20 protein-coding genes and 2 pseudogenes are annotated in these 18,819 nt (G+C 66.1%); 10 read left to right on the plus strand and 12 right to left on the minus strand.

Features of this window, described 5'->3' with window-relative positions; genetic code table 11:
• The first annotated feature begins 15 nt into the window (after nucleotides 1–15).
• A complete protein-coding gene (rfbH, locus tag U1H82_RS16840) occupies nucleotides 16–1,329 on the plus strand; it encodes a lipopolysaccharide biosynthesis protein RfbH (protein ID WP_322966122.1) in 1,314 nt (437 codons plus the stop codon).
• A gap of 317 nt (nucleotides 1,330–1,646) precedes the next feature.
• Here the strand turns inward: rfbH and U1H82_RS16845 are convergent, their stop codons facing one another.
• Entirely contained in the window at nucleotides 1,647–1,823 is a 177-nt protein-coding gene (locus U1H82_RS16845; RefSeq protein ID WP_322966123.1) for a hypothetical protein, read from the minus strand.
• Between the two features lie 141 nt (nucleotides 1,824–1,964).
• Between U1H82_RS16845 and U1H82_RS16850 the strand changes: the two are divergent.
• Together U1H82_RS16850 and U1H82_RS16855 are read left to right on the plus strand one after the other, a co-directional pair.
• Nucleotides 1,965–3,056: pseudogene (locus tag U1H82_RS16850) on the plus strand (IS3 family transposase).
• A gap of 72 nt (nucleotides 3,057–3,128) precedes the next feature.
• Entirely contained in the window at nucleotides 3,129–3,446 is a 318-nt protein-coding gene (locus tag U1H82_RS16855) for a hypothetical protein (RefSeq protein WP_322966124.1), read from the plus strand.
• 185 nt (nucleotides 3,447–3,631) lie between these two features.
• On the opposite strand, the gene U1H82_RS16860 is transcribed toward U1H82_RS16855, so the two are convergent.
• The 8 genes from U1H82_RS16860 to U1H82_RS16895 form a co-directional block, all read right to left on the minus strand.
• A complete protein-coding gene (locus U1H82_RS16860; RefSeq protein ID WP_322966126.1) occupies nucleotides 3,632–4,111 on the minus strand; it encodes a hypothetical protein in 480 nt (159 codons plus the stop codon).
• 72 nt (nucleotides 4,112–4,183) lie between these two features.
• Nucleotides 4,184–4,411 (minus strand): hypothetical protein, encoded by a 228-nt coding sequence (locus tag U1H82_RS16865; RefSeq protein WP_322966127.1) that lies wholly within the window; start codon nucleotides 4,409–4,411, stop codon nucleotides 4,184–4,186.
• 605 nt (nucleotides 4,412–5,016) lie between these two features.
• Nucleotides 5,017–5,472, minus strand: coding sequence for a replication initiator protein A (locus U1H82_RS16870; protein ID WP_322966128.1), 456 nt, complete (start codon nucleotides 5,470–5,472; stop codon nucleotides 5,017–5,019).
• 293 nt (nucleotides 5,473–5,765) lie between these two features.
• Complete coding sequence (locus tag U1H82_RS16875) at nucleotides 5,766–6,218, minus strand: hypothetical protein (RefSeq protein WP_322966129.1); 453 nt, start codon at nucleotides 6,216–6,218, stop codon at nucleotides 5,766–5,768.
• A gap of 519 nt (nucleotides 6,219–6,737) precedes the next feature.
• On the minus strand, nucleotides 6,738–7,949 hold the full coding sequence (locus U1H82_RS16880) for a replication initiator protein A (protein WP_322966130.1): 1,212 nt from the start codon (nucleotides 7,947–7,949) through the stop codon (nucleotides 6,738–6,740).
• Between the two features lie 112 nt (nucleotides 7,950–8,061).
• Nucleotides 8,062–9,105, minus strand: a complete 1,044-nt coding sequence (locus U1H82_RS16885) for a ParB/RepB/Spo0J family partition protein (protein WP_322966131.1) — start codon at nucleotides 9,103–9,105, stop codon at nucleotides 8,062–8,064.
• Nucleotides 9,106–9,164: 59 nt separating this feature from the next.
• Entirely contained in the window at nucleotides 9,165–10,355 is a 1,191-nt protein-coding gene (locus U1H82_RS16890; protein ID WP_322966155.1) for an AAA family ATPase, read from the minus strand.
• A 130-nt stretch (nucleotides 10,356–10,485) separates the two neighbouring features.
• Nucleotides 10,486–11,223: a MauE/DoxX family redox-associated membrane protein gene (locus U1H82_RS16895; protein ID WP_322966132.1), complete on the minus strand. Its 738-nt coding sequence runs from the start codon at nucleotides 11,221–11,223 to the stop codon at nucleotides 10,486–10,488.
• Nucleotides 11,224–11,268: 45 nt separating this feature from the next.
• Here U1H82_RS16895 and U1H82_RS16900 point away from each other — a divergent pair, with 45 nt between their 5' ends.
• On the plus strand, nucleotides 11,269–11,709 hold the full coding sequence (locus U1H82_RS16900) for a MerR family transcriptional regulator (protein WP_322966133.1): 441 nt from the start codon (nucleotides 11,269–11,271) through the stop codon (nucleotides 11,707–11,709).
• Between the two features lie 128 nt (nucleotides 11,710–11,837).
• On the opposite strand, the gene U1H82_RS16905 is transcribed toward U1H82_RS16900, so the two are convergent.
• Both U1H82_RS16905 and U1H82_RS16910 read right to left on the minus strand, forming a co-directional pair.
• Nucleotides 11,838–12,674: a hypothetical protein gene (locus U1H82_RS16905; RefSeq protein ID WP_322966134.1), complete on the minus strand. Its 837-nt coding sequence runs from the start codon at nucleotides 12,672–12,674 to the stop codon at nucleotides 11,838–11,840.
• A gap of 125 nt (nucleotides 12,675–12,799) precedes the next feature.
• A complete protein-coding gene (locus U1H82_RS16910; RefSeq protein WP_322966135.1) occupies nucleotides 12,800–13,513 on the minus strand; it encodes a tetratricopeptide repeat protein in 714 nt (237 codons plus the stop codon).
• Between the two features lie 153 nt (nucleotides 13,514–13,666).
• On the opposite strand from U1H82_RS16910, the gene U1H82_RS16915 reads away from it, so the two are divergent.
• The 5 genes and pseudogenes from U1H82_RS16915 (at nucleotide 13,667) to U1H82_RS16930 (ending at nucleotide 17,282) form a co-directional block, all read left to right on the plus strand.
• Entirely contained in the window at nucleotides 13,667–15,004 is a 1,338-nt protein-coding gene (locus tag U1H82_RS16915; protein WP_322966136.1) for an ABC1 kinase family protein, read from the plus strand.
• 165 nt (nucleotides 15,005–15,169) lie between these two features.
• A complete protein-coding gene (locus U1H82_RS16920; RefSeq protein ID WP_322966137.1) occupies nucleotides 15,170–15,361 on the plus strand; it encodes a hypothetical protein in 192 nt (63 codons plus the stop codon).
• Nucleotides 15,358–16,056 carry an SOS response-associated peptidase family protein gene (locus U1H82_RS16925; protein ID WP_322966139.1) on the plus strand — a complete coding sequence of 233 codons (699 nt, stop codon included), beginning with the start codon at nucleotides 15,358–15,360 and terminating at the stop codon, nucleotides 16,054–16,056. The genes U1H82_RS16920 and U1H82_RS16925 overlap by 4 nt, the downstream gene beginning before the upstream one ends.
• 85 nt (nucleotides 16,057–16,141) lie before the next feature.
• Nucleotides 16,142–16,645: pseudogene (locus U1H82_RS18335) on the plus strand (MFS transporter); the annotation flags it as partial.
• A gap of 16 nt (nucleotides 16,646–16,661) precedes the next feature.
• On the plus strand, nucleotides 16,662–17,282 hold the full coding sequence (locus tag U1H82_RS16930; protein ID WP_322966140.1) for an MFS transporter: 621 nt from the start codon (nucleotides 16,662–16,664) through the stop codon (nucleotides 17,280–17,282).
• Between the two features lie 34 nt (nucleotides 17,283–17,316).
• Here the strand turns inward: U1H82_RS16930 and U1H82_RS16935 are convergent, their stop codons facing one another.
• Nucleotides 17,317–18,303, minus strand: coding sequence for a helix-turn-helix domain-containing protein (locus U1H82_RS16935; RefSeq protein WP_322966141.1), 987 nt, complete (start codon nucleotides 18,301–18,303; stop codon nucleotides 17,317–17,319).
• Between the two features lie 162 nt (nucleotides 18,304–18,465).
• Between U1H82_RS16935 and U1H82_RS16940 the strand changes: the two genes are divergently transcribed.
• Entirely contained in the window at nucleotides 18,466–18,816 is a 351-nt protein-coding gene (locus U1H82_RS16940; protein ID WP_294204366.1) for an antitoxin Xre/MbcA/ParS toxin-binding domain-containing protein, read from the plus strand.
• Nucleotides 18,817–18,819 lie beyond the last annotated feature (3 nt).

Genomic DNA, 18,819 nt, shown 5'->3' on the forward strand with positions numbered 1-18,819 from the left:
CAGGATTGATTACCCATGACCGCTGATGATCTCCGCAAGCAAATCCGCCAGCTTGTCGGCCAATATGCCGAGGCCCAGTTCGCCCCAAAGCCGTTCGTACCTGGCGAAAGCGTCATCCCGCCCGCGGGCAAGGTGATCGGCGCGCCCGAGATCGAGCTGATGGTCGAGGCGTCGCTCGACGGCTGGCTGACCACGGGCCGGTTCAACTCGCTGTTCGAAGCGGGCCTGGCGAAGATGCTGGGTGTGCCGCATGTCCTGACCACCACGTCGGGATCGTCGGCCAATCTCCTGGCGCTGTCGTGCCTGACCAGCCACAAGCTGGGCGACCGCCGCCTGAAGCCGGGGGACGAGGTCATCACCGTCGCGGCTGGCTTCCCAACCACGGTCAATCCCTCGATCCAGCATGGCCTGGTGCCGGTTTTCGTCGACGTTGATATTCCCACCTATAATATTGACGTAAGCCTCATCGAGGCGGCAATCACTGAAAAGACCGGCGCGATCATGCTGGCCCATACGCTGGGCAACCCGTTCAACCTTGCCGAGGTACGGCGGATTTGCGACGAGCATGATCTTTGGCTGGTCGAGGATTGCTGCGACGCGCTCGGCTCGACCTATGACGGCAAGTGGGTGGGTACGTTCGGCGACGTCGCCACCCTGTCCTTCTACCCAGCGCATCACCTGACCATGGGCGAAGGCGGCGCGGTGTTCACCCGCTCGGCGGAACTCAAGCCGATCATCGAGAGCATCCGCGACTGGGGCCGCGACTGTTATTGCCAGCCGGGTTGCGACAACACCTGCGGCTCGCGCTTCTCGCAGCAGCACGGCTCGCTGCCCTATGGGTACGACCACAAGTACGTCTATTCGCATATCGGCTACAATCTGAAGATCACCGATATGCAGGCGGCGTGCGGCCTGGCCCAGCTCGACCGCGCACATGACTTCATCGAGGCGCGTCGGCGCAATTTCCGCCTGCTGACCGAGCGGCTGAAGAGCCTGGAGGAGGTGCTGATCCTGCCGGAGGCGACGCCCAATTCGGACCCGTCCTGGTTCGGCTATCCGGTGATGCTGCGCGAAGGCGTGGATGCCAAGCGCGTCGACGTCACTCGCTTCCTCGACCAGAACAAGATCGGGACGCGTTTATTGTTCGCCGGAAATCTGACCCGACAGCCCTATTTCCAGCATGTGAACTACCGCGTGGAGGGTGACCTGACCCGTACCGACCGGGTCATGAACGACACCTTCTGGCTGGGTGTCTTCCCCGCACTGGGCGAAACCCATTTCGACTATGTCGGCGAGAAGCTCGAAGAATTTTTCGGCCTGAATTTCTGATGCCCGTCATGCGATGTCATGCCTGTTGAGGCATGACATCGCATCCAGGCGACTTGCGTTCGTCGCCCCACCATCAATGCCGCGACGCAGCCGATAATCCCCGTCACGTCCAGCATCCCGCCGATCGCATCGGAGAGGCCGACCGCCCAAAGGTCGAGCAGGGTGACAAGGGTCGGAAAGATCGCCCGCCCCCTTGAAGCCCAAGACGGGTGTCACCCGCGCCTGTGACCCGATCATGCCGTTGACGAACGTGATCGACAGTCCGATCACGCTCACGCCCAGCGCGGACAAGGCGAACGGCAGGACCCCAGCCCGGATCAACAGGCAAGTGACTGCGTCATCAGCACCATGCAGAGCTCGGCCAGGATATGGGGCAGCAGGAGCCCCGCCGCGGGAAGCCCGACCACGCCCGTGCCGATAAACGTCATCCGCCACGGGGTAATCGGTCCGACCAGGCGGCAAAACAGCACCAGAAAGGTGCCGCCCCCGATCATCGCGAGCAGGCGCCGGCAGGATCATGGAAATGACGGCCTGCCCCTTGACGACGTGGCAGATGCCGCTGCGGCTCAGGATTCTTGACCTGCTCCCCGGAAATCATGCCATTGATAAGTTAGCTCGTCAGATGGAGACGAGCGATGCGGCGAGGCCGTTTTACCGAGGATCAGATCATAGGCGTGCTGCGTGAGCACGAGGCTGGCGTGAAGGCCGCCGAGCTGTGCCGGAAGCACGGCATCAGCGATGCGACGTTCTACAACTGGAAGTCGAAATACGGCGGGATGACCGTGTCGGAAGCGGCACGGTTGCGGACGCTGGAGGACGAGAACCGGCGGCTGAAGAAGCTGCTGGCGGAGTCGATGCTGGACGTATCGGCGCTGAAGGATCTGCTAGGAAAAAACTGACCCGGCCTGCGGATCGCTACGCTGCGGTGGAGAAGCTGATGACCGACCACGGCTTCTCCGAGCGTCGCGCCTGCAGGCTGGTGGGGGTCAACCGGTCGGCGTGGCAATCATGAGCCGCTTCGCGGGAAGGACGATGCTGTCCGCGAGCGGATGCGCGAGATCGCGAACGAGCGTCGTCGGTTCGGCTATCGCCGACTGGCGATCCTGCTTCGGCGTGAGGGCAAGGGCATGAACCTGAAGAAGGTGTACCGGCTGTATCGCGAGGAGCGGCTGACGGTGCGCAAGCGCGGCGGCCGGAAACGAGCGCTGGGCACGCGGGCGCCGATGGCGATCCCGCAGGAACCCAACCAGCGCTGGAGCCTCGACTTCGTGTCGGATGCATTGGTCTGCGGCCGGCGGTTCTGCGTCCTCAACGTCATCGACGATTACAGCCGGGAGTGCCTGGCGTGCATCGTCGACACCTCATTATCAGGTCGGCGTGTCGTCCGCGAACTAGCCGCCATCGCCGAGCGTCGCGGGCTGCCGTGCATGGTGGTCAGCGACAATGGCACCGAGCTGACCAGTCATGCCGTGCTCGCCTGGTGCCAGGACACCGGCGTCGAGTGGCATTACATTGCGCCCGGCAAGCCGCAGCAGAACGGCTTCGTGGAATCGTTCAATGGTCGCTTGCGCGACGAGTGCCTGAACGAGCACCTGTTCCCCTCGCTAGCTGCGGCGAAACGGATCATCGAGGCATGGCGGACGGACTACAACACCGTGCGTCCGCACAGCAGCCTCGGCGGCATGTCACCCGCCGAGTTCACCAACCGCCCCCCGCCACGGGCATGAGGACACCGAAGCTGACTTATCAGCGGCCTGAAAATGGGGAGCAGGTCAATTGTTTGCAATAACGGCGAGACGGTGCGCGTCGCCTTCGTGCTCGACGGTTGCGACTGGGAAGCCATGGGACACGTCACCATCACCGCGGAGGACGTCCGCAACCTGGTGGTCGCCACCGTCGACCGCCGCTTCGCTCCCGTGAATCGCCTCCCCGAGCCGATCGAGTGGTTTATTGATAATGGCAGCGCTTATGTTGCTGGTGACACCAGGCACTTCGCGCACGCCATCGCTCTCGTCCCGCGCATTACTCCGGTCAGCGTCCCACAATCGAACGGCATAATGGAGGCCTTCGTTTGGACCCTCAAACCCGACGATATCCGGGTAAGCTTCACCTTCTGACGCAAATACCGCCATTGAGCAGCTACCCGCCTGGATGAGTTATTACACGAGGTCTGCCCGTACAAGGCGCTGGGTTACCCTCGCCTTGCGCGTATATTATGCAAACCCGCAAGGCCCCGTCAGGCATTTAAGGGGCAACAACAGGGATCAAACACCTGGTTAAATCGGTGCCCTTGAGTTTGGATTCAGACCACTACCTCATGGTTTAATGAATCTGGATAGCTTTCCGGATGGGAATGAGACTCACGTCGAAGTGATTGGTTATCGATCGCAGCCCCAAGGCATGCAAGGACGTGGCCCATTGGTCCGCCAACGATGAACTGCGCCAGTTCGCGGCATGATAGCTGCGCCTTCAGCCGCTCCTGCTCTTTCCCCTCATCCGCGACATGCTGAAGCGCATCGTCCGGCACCGGTGCGGGGCGGAGCCAGCGGGGAAGCAGGGACAGGATCCGTTTGGGCGTGACCGGCCGATACGCATTGGACGTCTGCTCCCAACACGGGCCTGCCCCTTCCACGCAGCGGAAGCGGCGTTGGCGGATCAGGAAACCAGTGTCCTCCAGGATTTGGAGCGCGCGGCCGAGGGCGGTAGCGGACGCCAGCCGGTCGTAGCTAGGATAGACCTTGCCGCCGTTCAGCCGGGCGAGCGTGCAGAGCTCCTCGTACACGCGTACCGCGCCGGCAGTGAGGCTGGCGAGCAGCTGTTCGGGGCCGGTCAGGTCTCTGCCCTCCCCTCTGGCCTAGCGCTTCACCCGGCGGCCGGTGTCGAGCGCGACGCGGGCCATGCGGATCAGGCGGTCGCACTCGCCCTTGCCGGGCTTGGCGAAGAAATTGTCCTCGAACGTGCCTGCTTCGATACTGCCGCGGCGCACACCGGCATGGGCACGGTGAGGCGCACCGCCCCCCTGCTCTCTTGCCGCCTGGGCGAGCACGCGCGCCGTCGCTTCACCGAAGGTGAACGCCGTCATCTTCCTTCCCCTCACTTCGGGGCGGGGACCGGAAAAAGGCAAAGAAAGGGAGTGGCGCGAAGCGCGCATCGTTGAACCGCAAGGGCGACAGGCGTATCAGGAGGAGGTGAGTGACACCCCGGATCGACGTTTGGCGACGTCGCTCCATTCTAAACCTGGGATGCCCGGCCTTCGTGCCGGGCTTTTCTTTATGTGGTCACGACCGCTCCCATATGGTGTCCAAATGCGCCCCAATGCAGCATCGCAGATCTCGGACCTGCAATATGGGTTAACCTTACAGTAAATCTCCAACAAGGAAAACAGTCGGGATTCTTGCTTTCGAGTAGGAATTGACGGGTCTTTCGCGAATCACACTTCGATGTGATTCGCATCCTTCGCAGAAGGCTCGCTCAGCGCCTTGGGACGCGCGGTCATGATGACCTTGGCGGAAGGCGCGGATGCCCCCTGCCCCGGCCCTCTGCTGGCTCCTCGGCCTCCGAATCCTCGACCATCGCGACCGTATATTCAGGGATGGCATCGGCCTGCGCGATCGTCTTCATCGCGGCACGGAAATTGGCGAGCGGGTTCTGATAGCCGACCTGGAGGCGGAAGGTCGCCAGATCGATCTACAGTCGCCTCTCCTCGGCGGTCGCGCGGGCGACCTCATAGATGCGGCGCTCGACGGGGCCGAGCTGGAAATAGGCGGCGGCATAGACCAGCACCTGCTTGTCGCGCAGGATCGCGCGGTGCAGCCAGTCACACACCCGCACCTTCACCGCCTTCAGGCGGCGCTCGCCAGTGCGCGTCTTGGAATAGTGTAGCCGCGCCTCGGAGAGCCAGGAGAAGAAGCCCTCCTCCCCTTCGCCGCCCGCCTCGATATTCGTCGTGATCTGGGTACCTTGCAGCCGCTCCAGCGCTTCGGACAGCCGCTGGTAGGAGCGCGCTGAATGGTTCGCCCCCGTAACAGAAACCAGGTCGTGCGCGGTGAAGATGAAGTCCTGCCCCACCTCCTCGCCGCGCTCGATCTTCCCGGCCATCAGGCTGGCGATGTAGAGCACGATCTCCTTGTCATAGATAGTCACTACGCCCTTGGCCGAGGGGCGGACCTCGCTGGTCAGCGGGCTGTCGAGATAGAACAGTTCGCGTTGCGCACCCGGTCGAGTGGGCGGGCGCAGTGTCTTTCTGGGGCGGAGAAGTGGGCGTTGGCGTCATGTGAGAATTCATATTCAAAAGCACGAACTTTGGGGAGGGCAAGCCGGTCAGTCCTTGGGGAAACGGGTCGAACGCCTATTGCATTCGTGCCTTCGAGTATGAATCGCCGATCACGATCGGGGCCGAGCCATCCCCCTGCCCCGCCCGGAAACGTGCCGTCACCTCAGGCAAAGAGATCGCGAATGGCACTGGACCGGAACCGATTGCGCAAACGCCGTCGGCGATGCTCGCCCGCGTCGTGGCGCATGTGACAGGCCTGGCACAGCGCCGCCAGGTTGCGCGGCCGGTTGTCGCCGGGGTCGTGATTGAGATGCGCACTGGCCAGGATCACGCGGGTCCGGCGGAACGGCAGAGGCGGCGCGATGCCCGCCAGGCCGGGTTGCGCATGGATCATCGCAGTGGGGCTGGGTAGCCGCCGCACCCCCCTACCCCGTCCGTCGCGCCAGCGCGCGGCGCTATCGTCCCACCAGGTCCCGTCGCCGAGATGGACGATGTCGTGGCCATGCGGCCGCCCGCAATGTTCGCACTGTCCCTTGGCGCGGCCGAACCGGATCAGCGCGGACAGTTCGCGCCAGTCGATCGGATAGAGCCAGCGATGTTCGCGTGCGATCGGCATGCCCCTTTGTGAATCGATACGCGGCGAACCCAAAGCGAAAAGGGGATTGATTCAGAAAACTCATCAAGCTCTTCAAAAAAGCTCAAAAATATATCTCGCGGGTTAGAGCGTTAGATGAGTTTTAAAAGGTTAAGCTCTGTTTTCCACAGGCTAAAACGCCGAATTTGCTGGCTTTTTCGAGGCCTTCGCGTTCCCGACATATCGAGTATCTGTTCCTGAAGTTTCGTGATGGACGTTCCCGATGTATCGCCCGAGCGTTCCGGGAGTATCGTTGCCCGTTCCCGATATATCGAAAAGGCGTGATGGATGCCGTTGGAGTGGGTCGGATTGAATCAGTTTTCGACCTATCCCGCGTGGTGAGGTTCAAAGTTGCAATCGGTCGGGACGCGCGATCGTAGCGATGATTGAACACGCGATATTTCGGGAACGCGTATGGGCTGCGCATCCCCGGTGCACCCAAATTTTAGCGGCTAAAATGTCGGGGAGGGGGCGTCATTGCCTTAGCCCCCTCCCCTCTCGTCAGCGGAGCAGATGCCGGTTCTTGGCGTCGAAGCGGCGCACATAGCCGATAAAGGCGTTCTGATAGCTGACGGGCGTACGGGCGGGATCGCCCTCGACCCAGGCTTTGAATTCGGCGTGCAGGGTCTGATAGTCCCAGCCCGGACATTCGGACCGTAGCAGCGCCAGGGTCGCGTCGGTGATTTCCCCGAAGGTCGACCGGGTCGACAGGCTCTTCACGCTGCGGCGGATCAGGGCGCTGGCGTCTAGGTCGCGGTCGGTGGGGGCGGCGGGAGGCGGCGGGATGTCCTCCGGCATCGGCGCCATGGGCGATGGGGTGGCAGCAGCCTTGGGCTTTTTTCTGGGCGCAGGCCCGGCTGGCGCGGTCCCCTCCCCTTCGGCCCGCCGACGCATCCGGAGGCTCGGCTCACGCTTGCCCTCGGCCTGTTCGAGCGTCAGGGCGTAACCAGGCAACTCGTTGCGTTCGGCGATCTTGGCGATCTCAAACTTGAAGCGACGATATTGCCCCTCCGCCCCTGACTTCTCGAACAGGGTCGGCATCGAGATGGCAAAGCCCCCCTCCCCTGCCCCGCCGGCATGTTTGCGGGCGACCTTGTACAGCCAGCGTTCGCGGCCGCCCGAAATGTCGAAATAGGCGCGGTCGATCGACAACACGCCGCCCGTCATCATCACGCCCTCATAGAACCAGCTGGACAGCTCGATGGTCATGCCGCGCGAACGTTCGGTCTTTTCGTCCACCAATTGCGTCCAGCCGTCGAGCCAGCTGAACGTCGCCTCGCGCCGGTTCTCGGCCCGGATATTGGTCTTGACCGTGGTCGACACCAGCCGGTCGAGCGCTTGGCCGAGCAGCTCATAGGCGCGCCCCGTCGGCTGGCGCCCGATCGCGCGGAGCAGGTCATAGGGCATCAGGTGCAGCTTGCGCGGCACGTCGTTGATCCCCCGTCGCGCCATGTCGGCCAGCATCGAGGCGCAATAGATCAGGATGTCGGCATCCCAGATCGTCGCCATGCCATAATCGGGATTGCCCGACACATGCACCCACAGCTTGCCGTCCGGCGAGCGATAATCGATCGGCTTGACCCGTTTCGACTTGGCCAGGCTGAAGAAGGGCCGCTCCATCATCTCGCGCTGGTCGCGCAGCGGCAGGTCGGCGAGATAGGGCAGGAACAGCTCGAACTGGCTGTTGTCCTGGTCGCGCGTGGCGCGGGTCATCGCATGTTTCCCCGGGGAAACACGCCGTCCGAGGACGCTCGCTCCTGCGCATGTTCGCCATGCCTATGATCGACAGGCAGGGGCCTCCCGTCCAAGTTTCCCCGAGGAAACATCAGCGCTGAAGCCCCCTGCCCTGGTGTTCCAGATGCGCCAGCGCATCACGCAGCGCCTGCACGATCACATCGGTGTCCGCCCCTGAACCGGCGTGGAGACGCACGGTCACGCCCTGACGATTGACCGATTGCACAGTCAGGACAGGACGACCGAAGGCGGTGGTATAGCGGTAGAACTCCGCCTCCCTTGCCTCCCCCAGCAGCGTCTTCGACGCATCCAGCAATCGGCGCAGCACATCCGAGGCGACAATGGGCGGTCGGCCATCCGCGCGACGTTCTGCTTGTTCGCGGCCGATCTGCTTGGCCATGCGGGTGATCGCCTGCGCCTCGCCTTTGTCCTGCATCGCCTGGGCCAGGGCATAGGCGGGCTTCAACTGTACCTCATGCGGCGAGGCGAAGGCGGCGATCACCTCGTCGGGGATCGCGGCGACCTTCAGCATCTTGGACAACCAGCCCTTGGACAGCTTCAGCCGCTCGGCCATGCGCGTCTGGTGGTTGCCATAATGGGTGGTCAGCGCGGCCAGGTAATTGCGCGCCCGCTCCAGGTCGGAAACATCGGCACGTGCGCGGTTCTCCAGATCGGCGAGGCGGAACGCCGCCTCGTCGTCCAGCTGCGCGACCTGCGCCACGAAGACCATGTCGGGATAGCTGTTGGCGCGCAGCCAGCTGATCGACCAGTGGCGGCGCGTGCCCGCGATGACTTCATAGTCGTGATCGGGATCGCCCTCGATCCGGCGCACGACGGCGGGGACCTTCTGGCCCCCTTCGGCGATGATCGAGTCGATCAGCTCGCGGCAATGTGCCTCGGTCAGCAGGTCGTAGTTGCGGGCATTGCCCGACCAGATCTTCACCCGCGCGGGGTCGAGCAGCAGCTGCGTGACCTGCCGTACCTCGCCGCTGGCGACGCGGGCGAGCGCGGACTCACGCCCGAGCAGCGTCGTGCCACGGCTGCGTTCCGCCACGGCCTCGCGAACCGGGGCAGGGGCCTCCGCCTCTTCCTCCGCCAGCAGGGCCGCCAAATAATCGGATTGTTTACGCGCCATCTTATGCCTCCCGCCCGGAACATAGGCAGAACATTGTCATGTAGGAAAGGGGAGTCGGATCAAGCCGCCGCATGGATCACCGCTTCTTCGCTGGCGGGTTCGACCCGGCCCCAGCTCTGGCGAACCAGCTGCTCGACCTGGCGCATCGCCTCGTCCAGATTGGCGCGGCAGCGCTTGTGGGTCTTGGGCGTGCCGATCGGCTTTTCGAGTTCATAGACGGTCATCATCCGCATCGCGGCATGGCTGATCTCGGCCGACTCGAGGATGGGGACGGGGAGCAGCGCGGGGCCGAAGCTCTGTTCCATGATCGCGCGGACCATGGCGTGGCTGGGATCGTTGCCGTCGAACTTGGAACAGATCAGCCGGACGAACTGGTAATCCACCTCGATCCCGGCGCCGGTCAGCTGGTTGAGCACCTGATCCATCATCGACAGGAACTGCACGGTCGAGCAGAAGTCCGGCGTCGTCGCGGCCATCGGCACCAGCAGCGCATTCGCGGCCTGCATCACCGCCAGGCTGATCGTGCCGAGGGCAGGGGGCGGGTCGAGCAGCACCACGTCGTAATTGCGCGCTAGATCGGCCAGCCCGCGCTTCAGCTTGCGGAAGCGCGCGGCCAGCACCGAGCCGCCATCACTGCCCGCCGCGGCCAGTTCATACTCCACGTCGAACAGTTCGAGGTTCGAGGGGATCAGGTCGACATTGGGCCAGGGGGTAGGCTTGACCGCATAGGCCAGGTCGGTCTGGGTCGGGTCGATCGACAGATAGGGATAGAGCGTCTCTTCGCGGGTGACGTTGAAATGCGGGTTGAAGCCGAACAGCGTCGTCGTCGTCGCTTGGCTGTCGCAATCGACGACGAGGACGCGGTAGCCCTGGACCGCAAAATAATGGGCGAGGTGCGTGGTCACGGTCGACTTGCCGACGCCGCCCTTGAAGTTCTGGACCGCGATGATCGCCGGAATATCGAGCGGCGCACGGGCAGGGGAGGCGCCCAGCACCTCGCGCATGTGGAGCAGTTCCTCGACCGTATAGCCCTGACGACGGCCATTGTCGGCGGTCGGGGCAGGGGGGAGGCGGCCATCCTCCTCGGCCATGCGGATGCGGTTGGTCGAACAGCCGAGCAGCTGCGCCGCCTCCGCGATGCCGAAGCGGACATGGAGACCCTTGCGGCTTTCCGGCAGGAACGCCTTGCGCCGCAACCGCTCGATCATCCGCTCGCCCGCGCTGGCCAGATCCCCGATCTGGGACAGCATTGCATGATCTTCCGCCACTCGCGCACCCCTTGAAGCTTTTGGGGATGGTTAATGGCAAAGTTCATTCAATCGGGCAAGGTGGGGCGGATGTTTCCCCGGGGAAACTTAATCCTCCCCAGCACGGGGAGGATCAGGACACCACCATCCACAGCGCCATCCCGATCATCATCAGATTCTCCGTCAGCGACAGGAAGCCCAGCGGCACGTTGCTCGATCCGCCGACACAGGCGCATTTCAGTTCGCGCCGGTCGATATAGACCGCCTTGACCACCGACACCGCGCCGATGCTGCCGATGAACAGCGCGATCGGGACCGACAGCCAGGTGAGCACCCCCGCGATCATCAGCACCCCCGCCAGCCCTTCGGCAAAGGGATAGACGTAGGAATAGGGCACCCAGCGCTTGGCGAGCAGGTCGTAGTTCAGGAACATCGTCGCGAAGCTCTCGACATTCTGGAGCTTCAAAAGGGCGAGAACCGCCATGCTGAACGCGATGAACCACGCGACCGCGCGGCCCGTGAAGGGGGTGGCATAGACCGCCTGGCTTGTCGCCATCGCCATCAGCGCGGTCATGGCGAAGAGGGCCGCGACCGGGCGATAGGTCGTCGCCTTGGGATCGGGCACAGGCTTGCCGAAGAAACGGCGCAGATCGTCATAGCCGCCGACCCGCTCGCCCCCGATGAAGATTTGTGGGGTGGTCTTCACACCATGCTCGGCCTTGAAGGCGTCCGTTTCCTCGCGGGTGCGCAGCCAGTGGTCGTCGACTTCGTACCCCTGGCGGCGGAGCAGGTCCTTGGCCTTCAGGCCATAGGGGCAGGTGTGGGTGGGCATCACCATGCGGTACAGGGTTGCTTTGCGCTCGGGCGTCATGGTCCTTCTCCGGCTGGGGTCCATGCGCCATATGGCATCCGTACCATGGTACGGAGTCAAGACATGGCCGAGTGGACGCCGCAATGGACGATCGCCGAACTGGCGCGCGAAGGCGGGGTGGGGGTGGAGACGATCCGCTATTATCAGCGGCGCGGGTTGTTGGACCTGCCCGAGCGTCCGCCGGGGCCGGGCCGGGCGGGGCGTATCCGGCGCTATGGCGAAGGGGATGTGCGGCGGTTGCGCTTCATCCGGTCGGCGCAAGGGGCGGGCTTCACGCTGGAGCAGATCGGCGAGCTGCTGGCGCTCGATGCGACCGACGACCGGGCACGGGTGCGCGAACTGGCGAAGACACGGATCGCCGCGCTCGATGCGCAGATCGCAGGCCTGCAAAAGGCGCGGGCCTCGCTCGCGCATCTGGCGCGGGAATGCGGGAGTGGAGCGGACGGGCCGTGCCCGATTTTGGTGTCGTTCGAGCAGGCGAACTGATCCTCCCCGGTACGGGGAGGGGGACCGCCGCGAAGCGGCGGTGGAGGGGGCGCGCCACAAGGGATGTCCTGCGCCGAAGCCCCCCTCCGTCAGGGCTTCGCCCTGCCACCTCCCCGTGCCGGGGAGGATTAGGTTGGCAGATATCCCGCCCGGATCAGGAATGCGCGGAGCGAGGCGGGGAAGCTCTTGAAGCGCGGTCCCTTGTCCGGCTGCCAGATGTCCCTGCCCCGTTCGTAATGCGCCAGCATCCTCGTCCAGGCGGACCGGAAGCGCCCCGCGCGGGCGGCATCGGCGACATAGGCGGCGCAGGCGCCGTTGCGACCGGACTCGCCGGACAGGCAGAACGGTGCCAGCCGCGCCATGTCGGCCACGAAGACAGGACGCAGAGCGGGGTCGCGGCTTTCATCGACCACGCGGCCCTGCTTGACCGCGAACAGCCGGGGCGGGCGCGGGGTGCAGGCATTGCAGCCGAAGGCGCTGTCGAATGCCCCGTCCTCCAGCTTCAGGTCGAGAAACCCGTCGCCCGACAGGTCGCGCGGTTCGTCGGCGATCTCGCCCTCCAAAAGCCCGTCATGCAACGCCCCCAGGGCAAGGACGTGATAGCCCGCCCCGCTCGGCACCAGGAACTGCACGCTTAGGTCGCCGCTCGATCCGCCCGACTGGCTTTCGATAATGACGCCGGGGCGGGGATCGCCGCGCCCGAACCGCACGACAGCAATCCGGGCATAGCCGCTCTGGGGATCGGTCGTCACCGATACCGGGCCAATCCCCGGTGCCTGCACCGTGACCCGCGCCTGGTTGTTATAGCCGTCGCCGTTGCACCCGCCATCACCCTTGGGATGCGCGGGGCAGGGGAGGGGCACGACCTCCACCGACACACCGTCCGAGGTGAAGGCGATCGGGGCCTTGCTCGACGGCGGCCAAGTCTGGAAATGGCCGATCGGCACGGGGGCGGGCGCGGCCATCCCCGGAACGCTGGCGAGAAAAAGTGCAGGCCAAAGCAGACATCGCATGGGAATCGCCCGAGGGGACAGGACCGTCCCGCGCCATGATGCGATGGCCGCTGTCGCCGCGCAAGCGGCCATGACGATCAGCGTGCCGCCTTCGCCTTGGCCCGCTGCTCGGCGATATAGCGGAGTTCGTTCTGCGCCTTGGCATCATGCGGATCGATCGCCAGCGCCGCCCGGTAGCGCGCCTCCGCCGCGTCGAACCGGCGCAGCTCGGTCAGCGCATAGCCCTGGCAGCGCAGCGCCGCGCCCTCCTGCACCGGCTTGATCGCGGGGTCGGCGATCCGGGCGGCCTCGCTCGCCTTGGTGCAGATCGCCAGCATGCGCGGCCAGTCCTTTTCCAGCCGGATCAGCTGGCCATATTCGGTCTGGTACTGCGCATACATCGGCGCCAGCGTCAGCAGCCGTTCGTAGACCGCCTTGGCCTCCGCCACCCGGCCGAGATCGATCAATGCGAAGCCCTTGAGATAGAGCGCGGTGCAATAGCCGGGCGGCAGGATGACGGCACTCGTCTTATCCCTCGCCGCCATCCCGGCATAGAGGATCATCTCCTGCGTCGACATGCCGCAATAGAGGCGGCGCGTTTCCCCCGCATGATCCGCCTCATAGGCGGCGAGGACCGGCGTCAGGCTGTCCAGCGCCGCCTGAGGCTGATGGTTGCGCACCAGCTGGGCGGTGGCCTGAAGCTGCGGCATCATCCGGTCGTCGAGCGACGGGGTTTTGGGGGGCGGAGTTTTTGGGACCGGGGCCGCCTGCACCGCCAGGGCCAGCGCCGCGATCAGAGACGATAAGATCATCGATATCCCCTTCGTTAACAGGCGCGCGGTCGCTCCGCGCGCCTCTGGCCCAGGCTATAGCATGGCGTGCGACAGGTTCCTGACAGCGGCGTGACGGTTTGGCGCGACGTGCCACCAACGGAACCATCCCGAACCCCCACCGCTATGCCTGGCATGGCCCATGACGACGACAAGCCCACCCACCGTGCCGTCCCCAGCGGCCGCTTCGCCCGTGCGGGCGCGTTCGGGCGGCTGGCGGGTGGGGTCGCGGGCGGGATGCTGGCCGAGGGGGCGCGGCGTCTGGCGCAGGGCGAGCGGCCCAGGCTGGGCGAGCTGATCCTGACGCCGGGCAATGCCGCGCGGGTCGCCGACCGGCTGTCGCATTTGCGCGGCGCGGCGATGAAGCTGGGGCAGATGATCTCGATGGATGCGGGCGACTTGTTGCCGCCCGAACTCCAGGCCATCCTCGCCCGGCTGCGCGACCAGGCGTACCGGATGCCGCCCGCGCAGCTCGACAAGGTGCTGCGCGCTGAGTGGGGTGCCGATTGGCGACGCCGCTTCCGCCATTTCGAGGCTGCGCCGATGGCGGCCGCCTCGATCGGGCAGGTCCACCGCGCGACCCTGCCCGATGGCCGGGTACTGGCGATCAAGGTGCAATATCCGGGCGTGCGCGACAGCATCGGGTCGGACGTCGACAATGTCGCGACGCTGCTGCGCGTGTCGAACCTGATCCCGCCCGCGATCGACCTGAAGCCGCTGCTGGAGGAGGCCAAGCGGCAACTGGCCGAGGAAGCCGATTATCTGCGCGAGGCCGACCGGATGGCGGCCTATGGCGACCGGCTGGCGGGCGATCCGCGCTATGTCGTGCCCCGGCCGGAGCGCGCGCTGACCACGCCGCTGGTGCTGGCGATGGACTTCGTGCCCGGCCAGTCGATCGAGACGCTGACCGAGGCACCGCAGGACACACGCGACACCGCGATGACCGCCCTGATCGAACTGGTCCTGCGCGAGCTGTTCGACTTCGGCATGATGCAGACCGATCCGAACTTCGCCAATTACCGCTGGCAGGCGGAAACCGGGCGGTTGGTGCTGCTCGACTTTGGCGCGGCGCGCGACGTGCCGGCCGAGACCGCCGCCTCCTATCGCCGGTTGATCGAGGCGGGGCTGGCGCATGACTGCGACCGGATTCGCGAGATCGCGGTGGAGACCGGCTTTCTGGGCGCAGCGGCGGTTGCCGCGCACCGCCCCGCGGTCGACCGGATCATCGCCGCGATCGACGACACCATGGCGCGGCCCGGCCCGTTCGACTTCGGCGATCGCGCCTTCGTGCCGGTGGTGCGCGAGGAAACGCGCGCCATGATCGCCGACCGCGACACCTGGCATGTCCCCCATGTCGAGACGCTGTTCGTCCAGCGCAAGATCAGCGGTACCGCCCTGCTCTGCGCCCGGTTGAAGGCGCGGGTCGATATACGCGGGCTGGCAGCGCAGGCGATCGGGCAGGCGATCGGTTAGGGGACATTCGATCCGGTTCCGGACCGGACTGTCTCAACCGTAAGACACTGACAACTCTGTCATAGTCATCCCCGCCGCCTTGACCTAAATCAGCATGACCGGGCCGGGGGCACATGTCGCCACGTTATCCCGCTCCGCCTCGTTCGACCAGGTAAAGAAACCACAGTGATCCTGCGCTTCCCAACGATGTCGCTGACCCGTCCGTTCGCCCGGACGCGCCAATGGAAGACGGTGTTCGTCCTGTTCGGGGTCGTCACGCTGCAGGACGATCTTCGCCAGCATGTCCTGCTCTGCCAGTCGGTGCGGCGTCGCTATTCGCAGAGCCACCGCAAATGGCTGTGGACCCACCTGTCATGATCGCCATGCCCGGCCCCATGCACCGGGGGACGCCCCCCATCAACGACCGCGCGATGCTGGACCGCAGCGCGGACGAGCTGCGCGCCGCCTTCGGCGTCGCCTGGACGCATCAGGCGGCATCCTGGGGCGCGTGGCCGCATCTGCGCGATCTCCTGCCCGGTCATCCCGCCTTCGTCCTGCGCCAGGGGCCGCAGGGCCTGGGCCTCGACACCCAGCGCTGGGACATCAACGGGGGTGAGGCGTGCTGGCCGACCACCCAGATCTTCAGCCTGTCGCTGCCCTGGTGGCGACGGCTGGCGGCGGTACCCGCGCAACGCTGCCTGATCCCGATGACCGCGGCGCGCGGGGGGCTGTCCTCGCCGGACGGGCGGGCGGACCGGTCGGTGTGGTTCACCCTCGAGGATCAGCCGGTCTTCACCGTGGCGGGGCTGTGGCGGCGCAATGCGGGCGCGCATTGCTTTGCGATGCTCGGCTGTCCGGGGGGCGAGGGGCCCTGGTCGACCCTGCCGATGATCGTGGCCCCGCGCGACCGATCGCGTTGGCTGGAGGGCGACTGGGCGGATGTGACCGCATTGCAGGTGCCGTCGCCTGCGCTGCCGATCCGGATCGGGCTTTGCGACATGCCCGCCGCGCCCTATGCCCTGGCCGATCATGACAGCCTGTGGCCCCGACCCCGGACCGCTGCGGGCAACTGAAGCGAGAGAAGGACAGGATGCCGCTTTGACCCCATCGCCGCGCATGACGGGGTATCGCGTCGCGATCCTGATGGCGCTGGTCCATATGCTGGCGGTGGGCGACCGGCTGTTGCTGGCGATCCTGGTCGAGCCGATCAAGGCCGATCTGGGACTGGGCGACGGTGCGATCGGGCTGTTGCAGGGGCCTGCCTTCGCCTTCGTCAACGGCGCGGCGGTGGTGCCGATGGTCCTGCTGGCGCGGCGCTGGCCGCTCGCCCGGCTGCTCGCGGTCGCGCTCATCGGGTCGAGCGTGGCGACGAGCGCCTGCGCATTTGCCGGATCGCTCGCGGCGCTGATCCCCGCGCGGATGCTGCTCGGCCTGGCGCAGGGCGCGATCGGGCCCGCCGCGCTGGGGCTGATCGTCGCCGCCATGGACCCGGCGCATCGCGGGCGCGGGATCAGCCTGTTCACCGGGGGCGCGTCGCTCGGCCGGGGGCTGGCGATGATCGGGGGCGGGGGGCTGCTGGCGCTGTTCGGGGCACTGGCGTTGCCGGTCGCGCCGTGGCGGCTGACCTTCGCTGGCGCCGGGCTGCTTGGCCTGCCGCTCGCGCTGCTGGCGCGGGCGGATGGGCGCGGCGCTCCGCCATATGCTCGCCGCGCGCGCCCGGTTGTTGCCCCTGATCCTGGCGGCTTTGTGCGGGGTGCTGGTGCTGCAATCGCTGACGAGTTGGTCGGCCAGCCTGCTGATCCGGATGCACGCGCTGACCCCGCCCCAGGCGGGCTACCGGGTCGGCATCGCGATGATGCTGGCGGGGGCAGGGGGCCATGCGCTGGGCGGCCTGCTCGCCGATCGCCGGGCAAGGGGAGGGCGCGAGCCTGCACCCCTGCTGATGCTGATCGGGCTGGCGCTGTGTACGCTGGCGCTCTGGCCGCTGACCCGGACGGACAGCCTGATGGTGGCGCTCGCGGCGCTGGTCGTGGCGGTGACCGGGCTGTCGATCGCCCTCGCCAACGGCATGATCGGGCTCCAGGCACGCATCCCGCCTGCGCTCAGGGTCGAGGGGACGGCGATCTTCCTGACCATCGTCACGCTGCTGGGCACCGCGCTCGGCCCCTGGGCGGTCGGCCTGGCGAGCCAGGCGATCGCAGGCCCCACCGGGCTGGCCGAGGCGATCGGCCGGGTGCTGGGCGCGACCTGCCTGCTGGGCTGCGCCGCGGCTTGGGTCGCGGGGCGGCGCACAGTGTAAATTCTTCCCCTTCCAGCGGAGGAATGGAAGCCCCTCAATCCAACTCGTGCATCCAGCCGTTCCACCGGCGCGTGCCGGTCTCGACCGGGTCGCCGTGATCCTGGCGGACGCGGGCGCGATAGGCGGCCGGGTCCATCCCCTGGTCCGCCTGAAACGCCCGGACCAGCGTCGCCGTATCGCCCAGCCCATAGGCCTTGGCCAGCGCCCCCAGATCGGGCTCGGCCGCCCCCTCCAGCGCGCGGCGGACCGCATCGATGCGGCGACGCCGGACATGCCGCGCGATCCCGCCGGTCCGCTCGTACAGCCGGTAGAGCGTCGCGCGCGACACCCCCACCCGCTCGGCGATCGCCGCGCCGGTCAGATGGCGGTTGGCGATCTCGCGGTCGATCAGCTGCTCGACCGCCTCGCGCCGCAGATGGTCCTGCCGCCGCGCCTCCACGGCCACATCGCGCGGGCCGCCCAAGGCGGTCGGCAGCAGCTCGATCAGCGCACGCGCCAAGGCCCCGTCATGCCGGTCGTCCAGTGTCGGCGCATGGCGGACCAGCGATTGCAGGAAATCGCTCAGCATCGCCGTCTCGGGCGCCTGCACGACCAGCCCGTGTAGCGCCCCCAGGCTCCCCAGCGCCGCCAGCACCAGATCGCGCGCGAGGCTGGCGGTGATGATATGCACGTCATAGGCCTCGGTCCGGTGGCCGCGCCGCATGTCGAGAAAGACGATGTCGCCGGGCCCGGCCTGATCGAACCCGCTGCGCGCCTGGCCGACCAGTCGCCCCGACAGGACATGGTGGAGCACGATATGGTCGAACCCGTCCGCCTGCACCCGCTCCTCACGGGCATGCGCCACGCCCGACAAATGCCGGTCGAACAACAGCATATGGCGAAACCGCCAGCCGGTGAGGCGGGCGTGGAACGGCCCGTCCAGCCGCTCGACATCAGCACCGTTGGCGTAAAGCTGGCGATAGTCCGCAAAGGCGCGGTCCTGATCCATGCCCTCGCTGGAAAAGCCGATCGCTTCCTTCAAACCCTGCTCCCGCCCTGCCTGCCCCTCGGTTTATGACGCCGAATAGGGTGATCTGGATCAATCCGTCATGGCCCTAATGGCTCCCATTTTGTGACGCATCTTGAAGATCGTGCAAAAAACAGGCATATTATGGGCACCAAGTTTGCGGTTGGGAGCCTGCACATGATCGCTGCCTTTCTGGACGATATCCGCGATCACGACATGATCGCACCGCGCCGCATGGCCGAGCGGTTGCGCCTGCCGCTGACCCGGCTGGCCAAGCTCGCCCAGATCAATCGCAACACCATGGCCGCCAAGCCGGGCAGCCCGGCGGTCCAGGCGCGGCTGGGCGAGATCGCCCGCATCATCGCCCGCGCGGCCGAGCTGTCGGGCGACGAGGGGCGTGCGATTATCTGGTTCCGGCACCAGCCGCTGCCCGGTTTCGGCAAGACGCCCGAACAACTGGTCGAGGAAGGCCATGCCGCGCTCGTCCTCAGCGACCTGGATCGCATGGCCGAGGGCGTCTATTCCTGATCG

The organism is Sphingomonas fuzhouensis (assembly GCF_034659795.1).
GTDB lineage: Bacteria > Pseudomonadota > Alphaproteobacteria > Sphingomonadales > Sphingomonadaceae > Sphingomonas > Sphingomonas fuzhouensis.